The 17,914-nt window shown below is 46.7% G+C and carries 13 protein-coding genes; 6 read left to right on the forward strand and 7 right to left on the reverse strand.

Annotation, left to right across the window (positions count from 1 at the left end; translation table 11 throughout):
• Positions 1–8 precede the first annotated feature (8 nt).
• Positions 9–1,526, reverse strand: coding sequence for a fumarate hydratase (locus DVO77_RS00060; protein ID WP_119976847.1), 1,518 nt, complete (start codon positions 1,524–1,526; stop codon positions 9–11).
• A 130-nt stretch (positions 1,527–1,656) separates the two neighbouring features.
• Between DVO77_RS00060 and pabB the strand changes: the two genes are divergently transcribed.
• Together pabB and DVO77_RS00070 are read left to right on the forward strand one after the other, a co-directional pair.
• Positions 1,657–3,099: an aminodeoxychorismate synthase component I gene (pabB, locus tag DVO77_RS00065; RefSeq protein WP_119976848.1), complete on the forward strand. Its 1,443-nt coding sequence runs from the start codon at positions 1,657–1,659 to the stop codon at positions 3,097–3,099.
• The gene (locus DVO77_RS00070) at positions 3,080–3,664 is read left to right on the forward strand and encodes a CoA pyrophosphatase (protein WP_119976849.1); all 585 of its coding nucleotides are present in this window, start codon (positions 3,080–3,082) and stop codon (positions 3,662–3,664) included. The genes pabB and DVO77_RS00070 overlap by 20 nt, the downstream gene beginning before the upstream one ends.
• 152 nt (positions 3,665–3,816) lie before the next feature.
• Here DVO77_RS00070 and DVO77_RS00075 read toward each other — a convergent pair whose 3' ends face one another.
• Positions 3,817–4,152 carry a hypothetical protein gene (locus tag DVO77_RS00075; protein WP_110457921.1) on the reverse strand — a complete coding sequence of 112 codons (336 nt, stop codon included), beginning with the start codon at positions 4,150–4,152 and terminating at the stop codon, positions 3,817–3,819.
• 384 nt (positions 4,153–4,536) lie between these two features.
• On the opposite strand from DVO77_RS00075, the gene asnS reads away from it, so the two are divergent.
• Positions 4,537–5,937: an asparagine--tRNA ligase gene (gene asnS, locus DVO77_RS00080; RefSeq protein ID WP_119976850.1), complete on the forward strand. Its 1,401-nt coding sequence runs from the start codon at positions 4,537–4,539 to the stop codon at positions 5,935–5,937.
• A 225-nt stretch (positions 5,938–6,162) separates the two neighbouring features.
• Complete coding sequence (locus tag DVO77_RS00085) at positions 6,163–6,582, forward strand: secondary thiamine-phosphate synthase enzyme YjbQ (RefSeq protein ID WP_119976851.1); 420 nt, start codon at positions 6,163–6,165, stop codon at positions 6,580–6,582.
• 65 nt (positions 6,583–6,647) lie between these two features.
• Here the strand turns inward: DVO77_RS00085 and DVO77_RS18955 are convergent, their stop codons facing one another.
• From DVO77_RS18955 to DVO77_RS00105, 4 genes are all read right to left on the reverse strand, one after another.
• The gene (locus DVO77_RS18955) at positions 6,648–9,860 is read right to left on the reverse strand and encodes a DEAD/DEAH box helicase (protein WP_162924115.1); all 3,213 of its coding nucleotides are present in this window, start codon (positions 9,858–9,860) and stop codon (positions 6,648–6,650) included.
• A gap of 339 nt (positions 9,861–10,199) precedes the next feature.
• Positions 10,200–11,414: an RsmB/NOP family class I SAM-dependent RNA methyltransferase gene (locus DVO77_RS00095; RefSeq protein WP_119976852.1), complete on the reverse strand. Its 1,215-nt coding sequence runs from the start codon at positions 11,412–11,414 to the stop codon at positions 10,200–10,202.
• Between the two features lie 327 nt (positions 11,415–11,741).
• On the reverse strand, positions 11,742–13,070 hold the full coding sequence (locus DVO77_RS00100; protein WP_119977074.1) for a DEAD/DEAH box helicase: 1,329 nt from the start codon (positions 13,068–13,070) through the stop codon (positions 11,742–11,744).
• Positions 13,071–13,305: 235 nt separating this feature from the next.
• Positions 13,306–13,674 (reverse strand): hypothetical protein, encoded by a 369-nt coding sequence (locus DVO77_RS00105; RefSeq protein WP_110457926.1) that lies wholly within the window; start codon positions 13,672–13,674, stop codon positions 13,306–13,308.
• 388 nt (positions 13,675–14,062) lie between these two features.
• Here DVO77_RS00105 and fusA point away from each other — a divergent pair, with 388 nt between their 5' ends.
• Together fusA and DVO77_RS00115 are read left to right on the forward strand one after the other, a co-directional pair.
• Complete coding sequence (gene fusA, locus DVO77_RS00110) at positions 14,063–16,147, forward strand: elongation factor G (RefSeq protein ID WP_110457927.1); 2,085 nt, start codon at positions 14,063–14,065, stop codon at positions 16,145–16,147.
• Positions 16,148–16,235: 88 nt separating this feature from the next.
• Positions 16,236–16,865 (forward strand): 3'-5' exonuclease, encoded by a 630-nt coding sequence (locus DVO77_RS00115; RefSeq protein ID WP_119976853.1) that lies wholly within the window; start codon positions 16,236–16,238, stop codon positions 16,863–16,865.
• Positions 16,866–17,079: 214 nt separating this feature from the next.
• Here DVO77_RS00115 and DVO77_RS00120 read toward each other — a convergent pair whose 3' ends face one another.
• Positions 17,080–17,769 carry a DUF3334 family protein gene (locus DVO77_RS00120; protein ID WP_119976854.1) on the reverse strand — a complete coding sequence of 230 codons (690 nt, stop codon included), beginning with the start codon at positions 17,767–17,769 and terminating at the stop codon, positions 17,080–17,082.
• Positions 17,770–17,914 lie beyond the last annotated feature (145 nt).

A 17,914-nucleotide genomic window follows, 5' to 3' on the forward strand; every position in this document is an offset into this window, starting at 1 on the left:
TCTCCTAATTAGCTTAACTTGACTTTCCACATTGCCGGGCCCGTTTCGTGAGCATTGACACCATCACTGTCCACGGCGACAGTGACAGGCATATCTTGCACATCAAATTCATAGATGGCTTCCATCCCTAAATCTTCAAATGCTACGACTCGTGACTTCTTAATCGCTTTGGATACTAAATATGCTGCACCGCCCACCGCCATTAAATAAACGGCTTTATGCTTCTTAATCGACTCAACGGTTGCAGGGCCACGCTCAGCTTTACCTATCATGCCCATAAGCCCGGTTTTATCCAGCATAAGATCGGTAAATTTATCCATGCGTGTTGCGGTTGTGGGTCCTGCTGGGCCAACCACTTCGTTGCCAACAGGATCGACTGGGCCAACGTAGTAGATAAATTTACCGGTAAAGTCGACACCTTCTGGCAAACCTTCGCCACTTTCTATCAATGTTTGAATGCGCTTGTGCGCCGCATCGCGACCAGTAAGCATTTTTCCGTTGAGTAAAAGCACATCACCGCTCTTCCACTGCTCAATATCGGCTTGGGTCACGGTATCAAGGTTGACACGGCGCACATCTTCGCCCGCTTCACGGGTGATCTCTGGCCAATCGGAAAGCGATGGCGGCGTGAGCTCTGCAGGGCCTGTACCATCAAGATGAAAGTGCACGTGGCGTGTGGCGGCGCAGTTTGGGATCATCACCACAGGTTTTGATGCCGCATGGGTTGGCGCCGATTTAATTTTAATGTCGAGCACTGTGGTTAACCCGCCGAGCCCCTGCGCGCCGATGCCTAACTTGTTAGCACGCTCGAAGATCTCAAGGCGCAGCTTTTCTTCGGTGGTTTCGGCGCCGCGCGCCTGTAACTCATGTATATCGACCGGATCCATTAATGATTCTTTGGCCATCACAGCGGCTTTCTCGGCGGTGCCACCAATGCCTATGCCAAGCATACCCGGTGGACACCAGCCAGCGCCCATGGTCGGTAAGGTTTTTTCGACCCATGCGGCGATATCATCCGATGGGTTTAACATCACCATCTTAGATTTGTTTTCCGATCCACCGCCTTTAGCGGCAATGGCCACTTCAACATGATTGCCAGGTACCATATCGATATGCACAACCGATGGGGTGTTATCACGGGTATTTTTACGGCTGCCAGCAGGATCGGCCACTATCGAGGCTCGCAGTGGATTGTCAGGATTGGTATAAGCACGGCGAACGCCTTCATCGACCATCTGCTGCACTGTCATGTCGGTCTTGTCCCACTGAACGCCCATGCCCACTTTAACGAAACAGGTGACAATACCCGTATCTTGACATAGTGGACGTTTGCCTTCGGCCGACATACGAGAGTTAATCAAAATCTGAGCGATCGCATCTTTAGCCGCCGCGCTCTCTTCTTTCTCATAAGCCTCGGCCATGGCATCGACAAAGTCTTTTGGGTGGTAATAAGAGATATATTGCAATGCATCGGCGATGCTTTCGATAAGATCCGCTTGCTTAATGATGGGCTGTTCTATACTCACAGACGTTTCCTTGGTTGCAGTTTAGTTATTCATGCCCTGTGACAGGGTCGGCTATTTTTTTGAATCCAGTCACAATATGATACTCTTTCGCGACTTTTAGGGGAACATCACATTTTACAAAGGTTAATTGATGGTTTATTCGTCTACTCAAGGTGTTGCAGTAAAAACCTTACCGTGGAAATACGCTACCACCGAGGTATTTAGCCATTTTTCTCAGCGTCCTTGGGCCATACTGCTCGACTCGGCCAATGCCGAACATGTCGATGCCCGTTACGACATCATTTGTATCGATCCTATCGCTACCATAGTCACCCAAGGCGACACCACGCTTATCACTCATTTACCGCAAACCAGCGCTATGCAGCAGCCACAGTTTAAGAGTGAACATGGTGTAGAGCACAGCAATGCCGATCCCTTTGCCTTGCTTAAGCAGCTAATTAAACGGTATTTTCCCGAGTCTAAAGCCTGCCACTTGCCATTCAGTGGCGGCGCCGTCGGCGCCTTTAGTTATGATTTGGGCCGGCGCTTAGAATCCTTGCCCAACATTGCAGAAAAAGATATAGACCTACCTGAGATGAATGTCGGCATTTATCCTTGGGCGCTGATTTTTGACTCTCATACCCAACAATGGTCAATGGTGCATTATCACGGTGAGGCGCAGCTACAATGGCAACTAGCTCAGATTGAGCAAGCATTAGCCAGCATGCCAAGCCACGCCCCTTTTGCGCTGACGAGCGACTGGCAAGCACAAATCGATGTAACGGACTACCACGCTAAATTTAATGCAGTGCAAGCTTATCTACACAGTGGTGATTGCTATCAAATTAATCTTACCCAGCGCTTTATGGCCAATTATCAGGGCGATGAGTGGCTAGCCTACCAAACCCTGCGCCAAAGCAATGGTGCGCCCTTTTCAGCGTTTATACGCCTAGCACACCATGCCTTATTGTCTATATCACCTGAGCGTTTTATTCAACTACGCGAAGATCAAATTCAAACTAAACCCATTAAGGGCACCTTACCCCGAGCAGCCGATCCCATTGCTGACCGTAATGCTGCGGCGCAACTCGCCAGCTCAGAGAAAGATCGCGCCGAAAACCTAATGATTGTCGACCTGCTGCGCAACGACATAGGTAAAGTGGCCAAACCTGGTAGTGTTAACGTGCCGAGCCTGTTTGCCATCGAAAGCTTTCCGGCGGTGCATCACTTAGTCAGCACTGTTACAGCAACACTCGATGTGGGCTATCATGCTAGCGATCTGCTGCGCGCCGCATTTCCGGGCGGCTCGATCACTGGCGCGCCCAAAATTAGGGCGATGGCGATCATTGAAGAACTCGAACCCTCAAGACGCAGCCTCTACTGCGGCTCCATCGGCTATCTGAGTCAAGATGGGCAAATGGATACTAGCATCACCATTCGCACTTTAGTGGCTGAACATCAGCGTTTATATTGCTGGGCCGGTGGCGGTATTGTGGCTGACTCGCAAGTGGATGCCGAATATCAAGAGAGCTATGATAAGGTAAGTAAGATCCTCCCTGTTTTAGCGAAGAGTCATGACACTGGACGAGTTTAAGCAGCGCTACGCCCTGCAGCTGTTGCCCGAAGATAACGCCCCAAAAATCACTCGCTCGCTGCGTGAAGCGGCGGTATTGGTGGGGCTAATCGAAAAAGAGCACGAACTGCACCTTATCTTAACTAGGCGCCCGACTCACCTGCGTGCCCACCCAGGACAGATCAGTTTCCCCGGCGGAAAAGTAGAAGCGCAAGATGTGGATTATACTGCGACTGCGCTGCGCGAAGCCTTTGAGGAGATCGCCCTGCCACAAGATAATGTGCAAGTGTTGGGGCAATACCCCATGTTTAATACTTTAACGGGTTTTACCATCGCCCCCATTGTCGGCATTATTAAGCAAGAGTTTGAGATTATTTTAGATCCGGGCGAGGTGGATGAGCTCTTTACTGTGCCGCTGTCATTCTTATTAAACCCAGATAACCGCGTCATGAAGCGATTTACTCGCCGAGGGATAAGTTACCCAGTGTATTTTATTCCCTATAATCAGCATATGATTTGGGGAGCCACTGCGGCGATGATTGACAAAATGTGTCGTCAGCTTAGTAACGATGAAATGGGATGCTAGGTTGATCGACTACTGAATTCACTCACCGCTGAACTCAAATCCGCTCCGATTGATAACCCCTTACTTAACAGCATAGTCGCCACCATCAAAGATAAAGCCTGCGCATCTGCAACGTTATGGCGCTCACCTCAGCAATATAAAATCCACCTTGGTTAAATCATAAAGCTTAGGTAAAGCCCTGCCGCAGTCGACGTTAGCAGCAATAGCGGAATATTAAACCAGTACCCCATGCGACTACGATTCGCCACATAAAAATTAAAGCCTAAATTAAACAGACTAATGGCGGCGCAGATCCAAATCACATACTCGAGTCGTAAGGTGATTTCAGGATCCCAACTCAAACGCACGCTTGCTCCTTTACTGATAAAGTAACCAACCGCGCGATCAGGCCTTGCTGCATCAAACAACAGCAGCGCATAAACGGCCAGCGACCAGCCAAGGATCGACAGTGAACCTAATAATATTTGGAAAACCTTAATTTTTGTCATTGAGTCGCCTTTTTATCTGCCATTAACAGTGCTTATGGATATCCATTTATTCCATCGCGTGAGCAATCGGCTAATCTTGAGTCTAACTCATTCAATCACCAATGAAAGATAACGATGCACTTTATGACATCATTTATCGGATGGCGGTATTTTAAACCTAACAATTTTTGCCCTTTTACACCATTAGATGCCATTAATATGGCTTAGCCGACTATGGGGTATGGTGATAATTGCACAGACTTAACCCAACCTAACGGCTAAAGGAGAGATTATTTACTGTCAACTGTGTTTATATGTGGTTTTTCCCTTGAGAAAAGCCGTCAGCAAGGTAATATAAACCTCCAAAATTTTTAATAAAACGATTCGTTGGAGAACTAAGCAACAATGAGCATTGCATCTGTCGCTTCTGTATTTAAAGGTGATTTTGCGGTTGGTTCGCAAGTTACTGTGCGCGGTTGGGTAAGAACTCGCCGAGATTCCAAAGCCGGCATCTCTTTTCTTGCCGTTTATGATGGTTCCTGTTTTGACCCAATCCAGGGCGTGGTGCCAAATAGCTTAGCCAATTATGACGAAGAGGTTCTTAAGCTGACCACAGGGTGTTCTGTGGTCATGACTGGTGACGTCGTAGAATCGCCAGGCCAAGGACAAGCATTTGAGCTACAAGTATCCAATATTGAAGTCACTGGTTGGGTGGATGATCCAGATACCTACCCAATGGCAGCAAAGCGCCACTCTATCGAACACCTTCGTGAATTAGCTCACCTGCGTCCGCGTACCAATATTATTGGTGCTGTAGCGCGCGTGCGTAACAGTCTGTCGCAAGCTATTCACCGTTTTTATAACGAAGAGGGCTTTATCTGGGTATCGACTCCACTGATCACCGCATCAGACTGTGAAGGCGCTGGTGAAATGTTCCGCGTTTCCACCCTGGATATGGAAAACTTACCCCGCACCGACGACGGTAAAGTCGACTATAAAGAAGACTTTTTCGGTAAAGAGGCCTTTTTAACGGTATCGGGTCAGCTTAACGCTGAAACTTACGCAAGTGCCTTGTCTAAGGTCTATACCTTTGGCCCTACTTTTCGCGCCGAGAATTCAAACACCAGCCGTCACCTTGCTGAATTTTGGATGGTCGAGCCTGAAGTGGCCTTCGCCGATTTAGATGATGTGGCCGGTTTAGCCGAGCGCATGTTGAAATACTGTTTCAAAGCCGTGCTTGCAGAACGCCCTGATGATTTAGCCTTTTTCGCCCAACGTGTCGATAAAACCGTTATTGAGCGCTTAGAAAACTTCGTCAATAGCGACTTTGCCCAAGTCGACTATACCGATGCCGTTGAGATCCTTAAAAACTGCGGTAAAAAGTTTGATTTCAATGTTGAATGGGGCATTGATCTGCAATCTGAGCATGAGCGCTATCTGGCTGAAGAACACTTCAAAGCCCCAGTGGTTGTGAAGAACTATCCAAAAGATATTAAAGCCTTCTATATGCGCCTTAACGAAGACGGCAAAACCGTTGCCGCGATGGACGTATTGGCGCCAGGCATCGGTGAAATCATCGGGGGTGCCCAGCGTGAAGAGCGTTTAGATGTGCTCGATATGCGTCTTGCTGAAATGAACCTGAGCAAAGAAGATTACTGGTGGTACCGTGATCTGCGTCGTTATGGCACTGTGCCACACGCAGGTTTTGGCCTAGGTTTTGAGCGTTTGGTCTCTTATGTGACGGGTGTGTCTAACATTCGCGATGTGATCCCTTTCCCACGCGCACCTAAATCAGCCAACTTTTAAACGACAAGCGATTAGCTTGCTGATCAAGACAAACGCCCCTAAGAGTTAATTTTAGGGGCGTTTTTTATGGTCTTTATTGTGCGATTAGTTGTAATAGCAATTGAGAAAACATTTACGATAGCCATCAGACAGTGGTTGAGAATCGTCATTTACGATTGCAATGAGTTAGAGTCTGCAATGGTGATGACAAGCAAACATCTGAATACGATGAGGAGATAATGCCCCATGTGGATACAAAAACAGATAATCTTAACGCGTAAGCCACGCGGCTTTCATCTGATAACCGATGAGATAATGGCTGCAGTGCCAGAACTGCGCCAACTTAATATTGGTCTGGCCCACCTGCTATTACAGCATACCTCGGCCGGACTGACCCTGAACGAAAATGCCGACCCCAGCGTACGTGAGGATTTTGAACAATATTTTAATCGCCTCGCTCCAGAAAATGCGCCTTACTATACCCACACCTATGAAGGCAGCGATGATATGCCCGCGCACCTTAAGTCGTCCTTGCTGGGAGCTCAGCTGAGTGTCCCCATCACCCGCGGCCAGTTTAATTTAGGCACTTGGCAAGGGATCTACCTGTGTGAGGCGAGAAACCATGCCAGCGAGCGCACGTTACTCATCACCATACAAGGTGAATGAGCCATTGTGACTTAGAAAGTAACAGCCAAAATAACGAGCCAAGTGACAGACCAATATTGCCAATACTAACTCGGTGGCACATCATCAATAGGTTGCAATAACGCGAGCCAATCATTACTGTTCATCTCGGCTACCGACAGGCTCTCTGTTTGGTACATGCTTTGCGCTAATGCTTGTTTGGATTGCTGCAGCTGTTGAATACGTTCTTCGACAGTATTTTGGCAGATCAACTTATACACAAACACTGGCTTTTGCTGACCAATACGGTAAGCGCGATCGCTGGCTTGCTCTTCGGCCGCAGGATTCCACCATGGGTCGACATGAATAACCACATCTGCCTCGGTCAAATTGAGGCCTGAGCCCCCCGCTTTCAGGCTAATAAGAAACACATTGACCTCACCGCGGCGAAACCTGTCGATACTTTTATCTCGATGGCGACTCTTACCCGTTAACATCTCATAATCGATCCCTTGCTGGTTTAGCTGGGCGGCGATGAGATCGAGCATGGTGGTAAACGATGAAAAAATAAGGATATTACGCCCATCTTCAATCATGTTAGGTAATTTATTGGCAAGCCATGCCAGCTTGGATGACACTTGTGGCCCGTCATCTATCAACTCAGCTAACTGAACAGCTACGCTGGTAAGTTTGGCCTCGGCGGCCTCGCTAGCGCCGCTGTCATGGCCTTTATCAAGGTATTCCACCTCTGTTGGCTGACGAGTATCAGACACATTACCAAGCTTGAGCATGGCGGGATGACAACAGACTTGCCGCAGTTTTAACAGTGCATTACTTATTGCCAACCGGTTAGCCTTGGCCCCGGTTTGCAGCAAAGCCAGTTGCAACTGCTCTGCGACCGTTAACCGAATCGTTTCATACAGATCCGCCTGTGTTTCGCTAAGTTCAATCAGGGTATTTATAACGGTTTTCTTTGGCAGTTCGGTCGCCACTTCCGCTTTAGTGCGGCGCAACATAAAGGGCGCGATCCGCTGAGCTAACTTACGCCGCGCGGTATCGCACTGATCTTTTTCTATCGGCAGCTTAAATTGACGTTGATATTGGGCGGCAGTGCCCAGAAAGCCCGGCATCAAAAAGTTAAATAAAGACCACAGCTCACCCAAGTGATTTTCCATCGGTGTCCCCGTGAGGCACAGCCGATGTTGGGTCTTTAACTTATTAACCAATTTAGTCACTTGGCTGCGGCTATTTTTGATGGTTTGCGCTTCATCTAAAATCACTTGATACCATTGCTGAGCTAACAGCAGCTGTGCATCTTGAGCCAAGATCCCGTAACTGGTGATCACCATATCCACCTTATTAAGCTGAGATAGCTGCTCATGCCTAGCTCGTCCACTCCAGACTAAGGTCGTTAATGACGGCGCGAAGGTCGCCGCTTCACGTTGCCAGTTACTCAGTAAGCTGGTGGGCGCGATAATCAGCACAGGCGCGGTTAATAGCCCCTGTTGTTTATCTAGCAGTAAACTGCACAAGGTCTGGATGGTTTTGCCTAGCCCCATATCATCGGCCAAGATCCCGGCAAAATGGTGCTGTTTTAAAAACTGTAACCAACTGACGCCTTGGGCCTGATAAGGCCGCAGTTCAGCCTTGAGCCCTGCCGGTGCACTGAAGGCTGCCGCTTTGGGGTTAGCCCGTAAATAAGCGGTCAAGGCCTTTGCTTGTTTCTTCAGCCAAGTGGCACCGAACCATTTAAGGGCTTTAGTGCGCTTGTCAGTTAAATCTTGGCGCATGGCATCATCTAACTGAGGTAATCGCGCTAACTGGTGACGCGGTAAGGCTAAATGTTGTGCTTCATTAAGCGGTTGCGTGTCAAATAACTCACCCAGCACGCTTAAGATCCGCGCAACTCGGGTTGCAGGCAAGATCAAAATCTCACCCGACTCGAGCTCCAGTGATACTGGCTCGCGCCCCGCTTTATCGGTTAACTTTCCTTGGCGAATAAGATTAATGAGTAAGGGGAGAATATTGACGCGCTCGCCATCCACCTCAACGCCTAAGCTCAGCTCAAACCAATCGGCATTTGGGGTATTAATTTCGGCGTACCAAGTATTGGCCGCTAATTTAACAAAACGATTTTTAGCGGCAAAATGAACATGCCACCCCGCCAATGATAACTGGCGAAAGAAGACGGCATGTTCACTAACATCATCGGGGATCACCCGCGTGCCCGCTTGCACACTCATGGCGATGGGTGGCTCAAAACAATGGCTAACTAGCGGTAACGCATTAAGTTGCAGTTGATACTGAGCGATTTGACCTAATAAGGGCTGGTGATCACAAGCGATATAAAGCAGTTGCGCTAAGGAGTACGCTACGCCGCGATGCACCATAGTAAATACCGCCACATCTAACGGCTGCATCGCCTGCATTTGCCAGGGAAAATCGATACTGTGGCGCACCACTTCGATACAGGGCTGCCATTCTCCGTCACGGTCAATGTGTTCAAGCAGTTGCTGGTTTAGTTCTGCATTTTGACGCTCATCAATAACGATTGTGCCGCTTACTGGCTCGACATACACCTGATCACTGACAGGGACAAGAAAGTGAGTATCGACATAATCTTCATCATAGTGAACATCACAGCGCAGAGGTGACTTAGTTAATGTTTGATAAAAACTGCGGCCACAGGCACAGAGTAAGCGATAAAAATCACTCGTTAATCCGTGCGGTAATGTTAAGTCTATCTGCTGGAACTGCGCGAGTATCTCATCGCCACTGAGCTGGGCTTTTAACAGTGACAATAACTGTTGGTCAGTTTGGCTAACATACTTAGGCAATGGCGCACTGCCAATGATGTCAAAACCTAACGTATCCCTTAGCTGATAAGTGCCATTTTTATTCAAATAGCCTTTATGAACACTTAAACGCAGCGCACCTTCATCGCCATAAATTACATACAATACCCTGTGGCGAGCCATCGCTGGGAACGGGTCAAACTCTTGATTGGCTTCACTCTTAAATAAGCGAATTGCCGTATCGATGCGTCGGCTGCGTTCATTGGTATTATTGCTTTGCTGTGCAAGGTGTTCGATGGCCAAAGCGGCGATATGTGTACAGTTGGCAGCTTGGCAGCTGCAATGGCCGCTAAAGCGATCACTGGGCACAAGTGAGAGATGAGCGGCGTAGTGCCCTTGCTCGGTTGTAAAGTGCCCTGCTATCTCAGTGGCGGACAGCTTAACGTCGTTAAGTTGCCCCGCTAATAGCAGTTGTAATCCCGCGAAAACTTGTTGATGGGCAAAAACCTGGGTTAGTGCAAACAATGACATCTTCCATAGCCCAATAATCAGGCCATTAATCTTTCGACAAAGGCCAAATCATAGCATTATTTGCCCACTTTCCCTAGCCGATAAACACCCCATTTCGCCGCAGGGGACAGATATCAGACCTTTATCGCTAGGCTAAGCTCAATCTTGAAATAAAACAGATAGAGTAAGCATGAGAGTATGCGCTCGGAGCGTGAAAATTAAGCCTTCGACTTAAGCAATAATACTGAGCCTTGGATAAACAGGACTGCACAACGTTATAACGATCGGGTTAGTTGTTGTAGAAGCTGCACTGACACACCTTCTACAAAAACCAATAAGATATTTTAAACACGCTTATTCAGTAATACGCTGCATTCTTGCTAGGTAAAAACCATCGAAGCCAGATTCAGCCACACTGATGGTCTCATCATCCATAAAGCTAAAGTGGGGGTTGGCTGCCAAAAAAGCATCCACTTGCTGACGATTTTCTTGTGGCATTATCGAACAGGTGGCGTAAATCAATATGCCATCGACTTTGACCATGCGACTGTAACTTTGCAAAATATCTTTTTGCAGCTGCACGAGTACGGGTAAACGCTCTGGAGTGTCACGCCATTTGGCATCGGGATTACGTTTTAGTACCCCAAGGCCTGAACAAGGCACATCGAGTAATACTCTGTCGGCGGTCAGTTTTAAGCGTTTAATGGTTTTGCTGCTGGCAATGAGCCGGGTTTCGATATTGTGCGCGCCACCGCGGCGAGCGCGTTGCTTAAGGCTGTCAAGTTTCCACTGCTCGACATCCATCGCTAACAAGCGTCCCTTACCTTGCATTTGTGCGGCGATCGACAGGGTTTTTCCGCCAGCACCGGCGCACGCATCGATGACGCGCATACCAGGTTTAGCATTCACAGCTGCCGCAACCTGTTGTGAACCGGCATCTTGTTGTTCAAACAATCCTGCTTTAAAGCTATCGGTACGAAACAGTGCCGAGTCGGATATCACTTGTAACGCTGTGTCTACACCATCAACCCGTTGTGTTTGCACCCCTTCGCGTGCCAATTTTTGCTGTAACTCTTCTGGCTGGCACTTTAATAAGTTGGTTCGTAAAAAGCGCTGCGGCGCCATAGCTAGTGCCGCGCGCTCAGCAGGCCAAAGGCTGCCCATTTGTGCTGTGCCGAGTTCGTCAAGCCACTCAGGACAGCCATCAAACAGCGGTAAGTCAAGCTTGGCCTGCGCTAAACGCTGGTCAAAATCGTTTTGCTCTATCGTCAAGGTATATGGCAATTTTGGCAGCTCGAGCCCATGGAACATATGCCAAGCATTGAGTAAGCGTGAACCTAAGCGCTCAATATCTGCTGGCGCCATATCTGCTAAATAACAATATAGGTTTAACCGACGTAATAGATCGCCCGCCACTGTGGTGATCCTTGCCTGTTCTGAAGGCGCTAACTTTAGCCCAGAGAAATGATGCGAATAAGCTCTGTCTAAGGGTTTCCCCTCATTGAGCACCATAGTGAGTACATTAATAACTAATTCGGTTGAACTGGGTGATAGTGACGCGTTTAGCATGATAAAGCCTGTTAATAAAAATCCGGAGGATCATAGGAGTTAGCGCGTGATTACGCAAGTACAACGCGCATAGTTCGAGTTAGGTAGAGATAAATAATGTTTATCAGAGCTTCGGCTTAACGTGGTAGGGGTTAGCGCTGGCGGCCGTATCATTGCCCTTAGCATTGCCATTCACACCGTATATTGAGCATCTGTCTGTTAGTCACGACTTGTATTAAGTGCTAGCTGCTAGCAATTAACGGTATCAGCAATGTTTGGCTCAAGCATAACCTTGAGCCAAGTTGACGCCGGTGACGTTAAAGCAACGCCTTCAGTAGGCGTATTATATTAAGATTTATCGGTCCACGGGTTAAAGCCTGGCACTGAAGTTGGCTTATCCACTTTATTGGTAGACTTAGCCTTTTGAGTAGACTTAGCCTTTGGTGGCTTTTTTTGGCCCTCAACGGGCGATGTTCCCTCTTCAATACGCTGTTTAGGTCGGTAATTTAAAATTGAGGTTGGCACGGCCTTACGCGGTGTGAACCCTTCAATTTCGCGACGTTCCAGTAAATGACCCAAGCGGCTCTCAATCATGCATAAATTTTTAAAATCATCTTTAGAGACGAGTGATATCGCCTGCCCTTTAGCACCAGCACGACCGGTACGGCCAATTCGATGGACATATTCATCGGCAGGAAAAGGCAAGTCATAATTAATCACCAAGGGAAGGTTATCAATATCAATACCACGGGCAGATATTCCCGTGGAGATAAGATACTTAATCTTACCCGCCTTGAAGTCCGCTAAGATCTGCTCTCGGCTCGCCTGAGCACGGCCACTGTGAATGCAATCGGCTGCTATGCCCCGCTTTTCAAGTTGGCTAACTAATTTAGCCGCGCCATGCTTGGTCTCGATAAAGATCAACGCCTGCGGCCAGTTATGCTGTTGAATAAGATGACTCAATAAAGCCGACTTTTTATCTTTATCCACAGTGGTGATCCACTGCTCAATATTAGGCTTAGCGGATTCATCTTTAGTCACCGACAAGTGAATTGCGTTAGGAACCGTCTCTTTTGCCAATTCGCGAACCTGACGCGATAGGGTCGCGGAAAACAACAGGTTTTGCCTATCTTGAGGCAAGCTGTCGATGATCTTAGTAATATCTTCGATAAAGCCCATGTCGAGCATCCTGTCGGCTTCATCCAGTACTAGCACCTCGATTTCGTCAAAATGAATGGCGCGTTGGGTGTAAAGATCCCTTAAGCGACCTGGGGTAGCCACCACAATATCGACACCATCGATGAGTTGCTGCTTTTGCGCCGCTAACTCAACACCACCATAAATCGCCATCGATTTAAGATTAAGGTACTTACCATATTGAGCAATGCGGTTATCGACCTGCAAGGCAAGCTCGCGCGTCGGAGTCAAGATTAATGCCCGCGCTCGCTTTTTACGTTGCGTATCACCGTTAGCTAAACGGCTCAGAATAGGCAATACAAAACTGGCCGTTTTACCGCTACCAGTCTGCGCCGCGGCAATCAAGTTTTTGCCTTTTAAGGCCAGAGGAATGGCTTCGGCTTGGATAGGCGTTGGGGTCGAATAGCCTAATTCGCTAAGCGCGGTAAGGATGGCTGGGTTTAGCCCAAGTGTAGAAAACCCAAGTGTAGAAAATGACATGTAAAATCTCAGTGTGAGTCCTAAACCTGATTTTAAGGCGCCTTGCAAGGCAGCATTAAACGCAAAATGGGACAAAAATTAGCTAAATAGATTTAGCCCTGCTAATTAATCAACAAGTCTATCAAAACGGGCATCACAATCGTGGCGCTGATTATAACAGAACTCCAGCAAGTGTATAAAACCCTTTACTGCCAATCACTCCACAGGGCGTGACCGAGCCAATCATAAAATCGACTTAGTGCCCTTGATTAATGGCAATCAACCGGGTGATAAAACGCGTTAATGCGGCTGCATCGGTAAATTTAAACCCCAAACCATAATGGATACCGTTAAGGCTTTTCTGTACCCGCTTAGGAAAACGGGTCATCTCACTATGGTGTACAAATCCTGCTTTATGTTTTACCCCATCAAGGGCGGACAACTCGGCAAGAAACACTTCATAGGCAGGGCGAATAACCAATAGACAATCTTTGTCAGCCCCATAGAGATAAAAAGGCTCTTTTAACTCGGGCAGCATATATTCGGTCATTTTTTTAACGGTAAAATTGGTTCTGCACTTAAGCGTGCTCAATAGCCCGGTGATTTCACTGTGTTCAATTGCCACGCTAAATACTCCTGATAAGTGACACCCTTGCCTTTTATTGTCTAGGCAGTGAGATTGCCCGCTATGGTAGCAGCGGTTGGCACAATCTCCTACAGACACCTCCTATTCATGCAGTATCACAGTTACCCACATAATGTTCAGTGCTGAAAGTGGCTTACATTTAAACAAAAAAATATAAGTGATAACAACCGCGGCACTAAGTGAATAAAAAGTCGGCAACACAAGGCATGGCAAGGCCTGTAGCTGGTGACAAACAATTATGTGAAAGGGTAAAGTTGACCTAATTAGGCAAAATTGAATGATTTTAAGAAAAATCTATAAAACAATTCTAAAAGTATTGATATACTTCCCCCCGAATTTTAGAACGTAACTCCAATAGAGTAGAAAAATGACTGATTTATCAAAGTACAGAAACATTGGTATCTTTGCTCACGTTGATGCGGGTAAAACTACTACAACTGAGCGTATCCTTAAGCTAACTGGTAAAATCCATAAATCCGGTGAAACTCATGACGGTGAATCTACAACTGACTTCATGGAACAGGAAGCTGAGCGTGGTATTACCATTCAGTCTGCTGCTGTAAGTTGTTTTTGGAAAGACCACCGTTTTAACGTTATTGACACCCCTGGCCACGTTGACTTTACAGTAGAAGTATATCGCTCTCTTAAAGTACTTGATGGTGGTATCGGTGTATTCTGTGGTTCTGGTGGTGTTGAACCACAATCAGAAACCAACTGGCGTTATGCGAACGAATCAGGTGTTGCTCGTATCATCTTCGTAAACAAGTTAGACCGTATGGGTGCTGACTTCTTACGCGTTGTTAAGCAAACTAAAGACGTACTAGCGGCTACGCCACTAGTTATGGTTCTACCAATCGGTATCGAAGATGAGTTCAAAGGTGTTGTTGACCTACTGACTCGTAAAGCATGGGTATGGGACGATTCAGGTGAAGCAGAAAACTACACCATCGAAGACGTACCAGCTGACATGGTTGACATGGTTGAAGAATACCGTGAAATGCTAATCGAAACTGCTGTTGAGCAGGACGATGATCTGATGGAAGCGTACATGGAAGGCGAAGAGCCGTCTATTGAAGAGATCAAGCGTTGTATCCGTAAAGGTACACGTAATCTTGACCTATTCCCAACATACTGTGGTAGCGCATTCAAAAACAAAGGTATGCAGCTCGTTCTTGACGCAGTTGTCGACTACCTGCCAGCACCAACTGAAGTTGATCCTCAGCCACTGACTGATGAAGAAGGTAACGAAACTGGTGAAGTTGCCCTAGTTTCAGTTGATGAGCCACTAAAAGCGCTTGCATTCAAGATCATGGATGACCGTTTTGGTGCCCTAACCTTCGTACGTATCTACTCTGGTAAGCTTAAGAAGGGTGACACCATCCTTAACAGCGCAACCGGTAAGACTGAACGTATTGGTCGTATGTGTGAAATGCACGCAGATGAGCGTAACGAACTTGAATCAGCACAAGCTGGTGACATCATTGCGATCGTGGGTATGAAGAACGTACAAACTGGTCATACACTATGTGATGTTAAGCACCCTTGTACTCTTGAAGCCATGGTATTCCCAGAGCCAGTAATCTCTATCGCTGTTGCACCAAAAGATAAAGGCGGCAGTGAGAAAATGGGTATCGCTATCGGTAAGATGATCGCTGAAGATCCATCATTCCGCGTAGAGACTGACGAAGACTCAGGCGAAACCATCCTTAAAGGTATGGGTGAACTTCACCTAGACATTAAGGTTGATATCCTTAAGCGTACTTACGGCGTTGACCTAATTGTGGGTGAGCCACAAGTTGCTTACCGTGAAACTATCACTAAAGAAGTTGCTGATAGCTACACGCACAAGAAGCAATCTGGTGGTTCTGGTCAGTTTGGTAAAATTGACTATGTTATCCGTCCTGGTGAGCAAAACTCTGGCTTTACATTTAAGTCATCAGTTGTTGGTGGTAACGTACCTAAAGAATTCTGGCCTGCTGTTGAGAAAGGTTTCGCCAGCATGATGAATACTGGTACTGTTGCAGGTTTCCCTGTGCTTGACGTTGAACTAGAACTTACCGACGGTGCTTTCCACGCAGTTGACTCGTCAGCTATCGCGTTCGAAATTGCAGCTAAAGGTGCGTTCCGTCAATCTATGCCTAAAGCCGGTGCACAACTTCTTGAGCCTATCATGAAAGTTGATGTATTCAGCCCAGAAGACAACGTTGGTGATGTGATTGGTGACCTTAACCGTCGTCGTGGCATGATCAAAGACCAAATGGCTGGTGTAACTGGTGTTCGTGTTAAAGCTGACGTACCGCTATCAGAAATGTTCGGTTACATTGGTTCACTACGTACAATGACATCGGGTCGTGGTCAGTTCTCTATGGAGTTCTCACACTACTCACCATGTCCAAACAGCGTAGCTGAAAAAGTGATCGCTGAAGTTAAAGAAAGAAACGCTAAGAAGTAATTTTTGACTTTTTAGGTTAATTCTTAAACTTAAAAACCCTGACGATGTAAATCGTCGGGGTTTTATTTTTTAATGGATAAACAATAAGATGAACAGTGCAAATAGCGTCGTGGTATTGGATTTCGAAACCACGGGTCTCTCCCCTACTCAAGGTGATCGCGCCATCGAAATTGGTGCAGTGAAATTACAGCAAGGTGTGATTGTTGACCATTTTCAGCAGTTGATTAATCCAGGCTTTAGGATCACTCATTTTATTGAGCAGTACACAGGCATTACCAATGCCATGTTAAACGAGGCGCCTAGTAGCCACATTGTGATGCATGACTTTGCCGACTTCATGGGTGACGCTAACCTCGTCGCACATAATGCCAGTTTCGACCAGCGCTTTCTTGATGCTGAATTGGCACGGATACACCGCCACTATTCTGGCCGTTTTGCTTGCTCAATGTTGGTAGCTCGACGCATTTATCCCGATGCAAGTAATCATCAACTATCCACCTTAGTGGCCCATAATCGTATCGAGCAGCAAGGTGACTTTCACCGTGCATTAGCCGATGCAGAGATGACGGCATTGTTATGGCAACATATTCTCGACACCTTATGCCAACGCTGGCAGTGCCAAGCGCCAAGTTTTGCTATGATGGCGGCATTACAGAAGCAGCCAAAAGCTAACCTTGAGCGTTTCTTTGCCAAATACGCAGACAATCAATCGAGTTGAGCACAATGGGGTTATACAGTGGATAAACAGGAATAATAATGAAGCACCATATTCGAAGCGCCATATGCTATGGACTAAATGCTTAAGCTAAATAGACTTAAGCATACACACTAATTTAGTCAGCCCCCCGAAAGGGTTGATGCCTTTTTTAGCAATGCCGCTTTGCTGTTAGCCAGCAAGAGCATTTACTTATATCGGTTATCACTAGCGTCAATTAAATACCTAGCTCTTTCATTAAGTCATCGGCGTCATCGTCGACCACCACGGCTTGATTTACCGATTTAGCCCAAGATGCCGAACCACCAGGACTATGTTGTGCTAACAGCGCATCGGGATCATGCTCTTCATCCTGTTCAAATTCGGTCAGTTTAATAAACTCGGTTTTATCCATCGCAAATTCAAGATAAAAAATATGATGTTCTGCGGTTTTAAACGCCACGCGTCTCGCCACAGCTTCATCCAAATTAGTGTCAATTGAGATGGTCAGCTCTTTATTAATTGTGAGCATTTTAGGCTGGCTTTGATTAATCGAGGTTTGTAGCTCTTTATTCATCTTGACGATAAAGTCGCCTAAAATCTGATTCATCAATTCGCCCATAATATCGGCCACCTCATCTGACGTATGCGAAAAGGCTAAATCTGATTCTGGCATCCCCATCTGTTTCATATAGGCTTGATAAATTTCAATCGCAGCCTTGGCAGAGAAGTTGATCACCACTAAACCAGAAAATCCCCCATCAAAAATAGAGAAACAACCTAGATCGGGTTTTAAGCAGGTCTTATTAATACTTTGTATCATAGCCGCATGTGATATAGGGCTGGATGTGGTGCTAGATAGTACATGAGAAACAGAGTGGCAAAGCTTTAATAAAATATCATCGGAGGTGATCACTTGAGATGTCATCGTTATGTTTATTCCAAAAAAATCAATGCTTAATTCTGCGCGCTAATGCCCTAAAAATCAAAGCTAAATCATAATTTAGCGCCACAGGGCTTGTACAACAGACTTTTGAGCCTTAAACCATTGAATCACCTCATATCATTATCTT

The organism is Shewanella algidipiscicola (genome assembly GCF_003605125.1).
Taxonomy (GTDB): Bacteria; Pseudomonadota; Gammaproteobacteria; order Enterobacterales; family Shewanellaceae; genus Shewanella; species Shewanella algidipiscicola.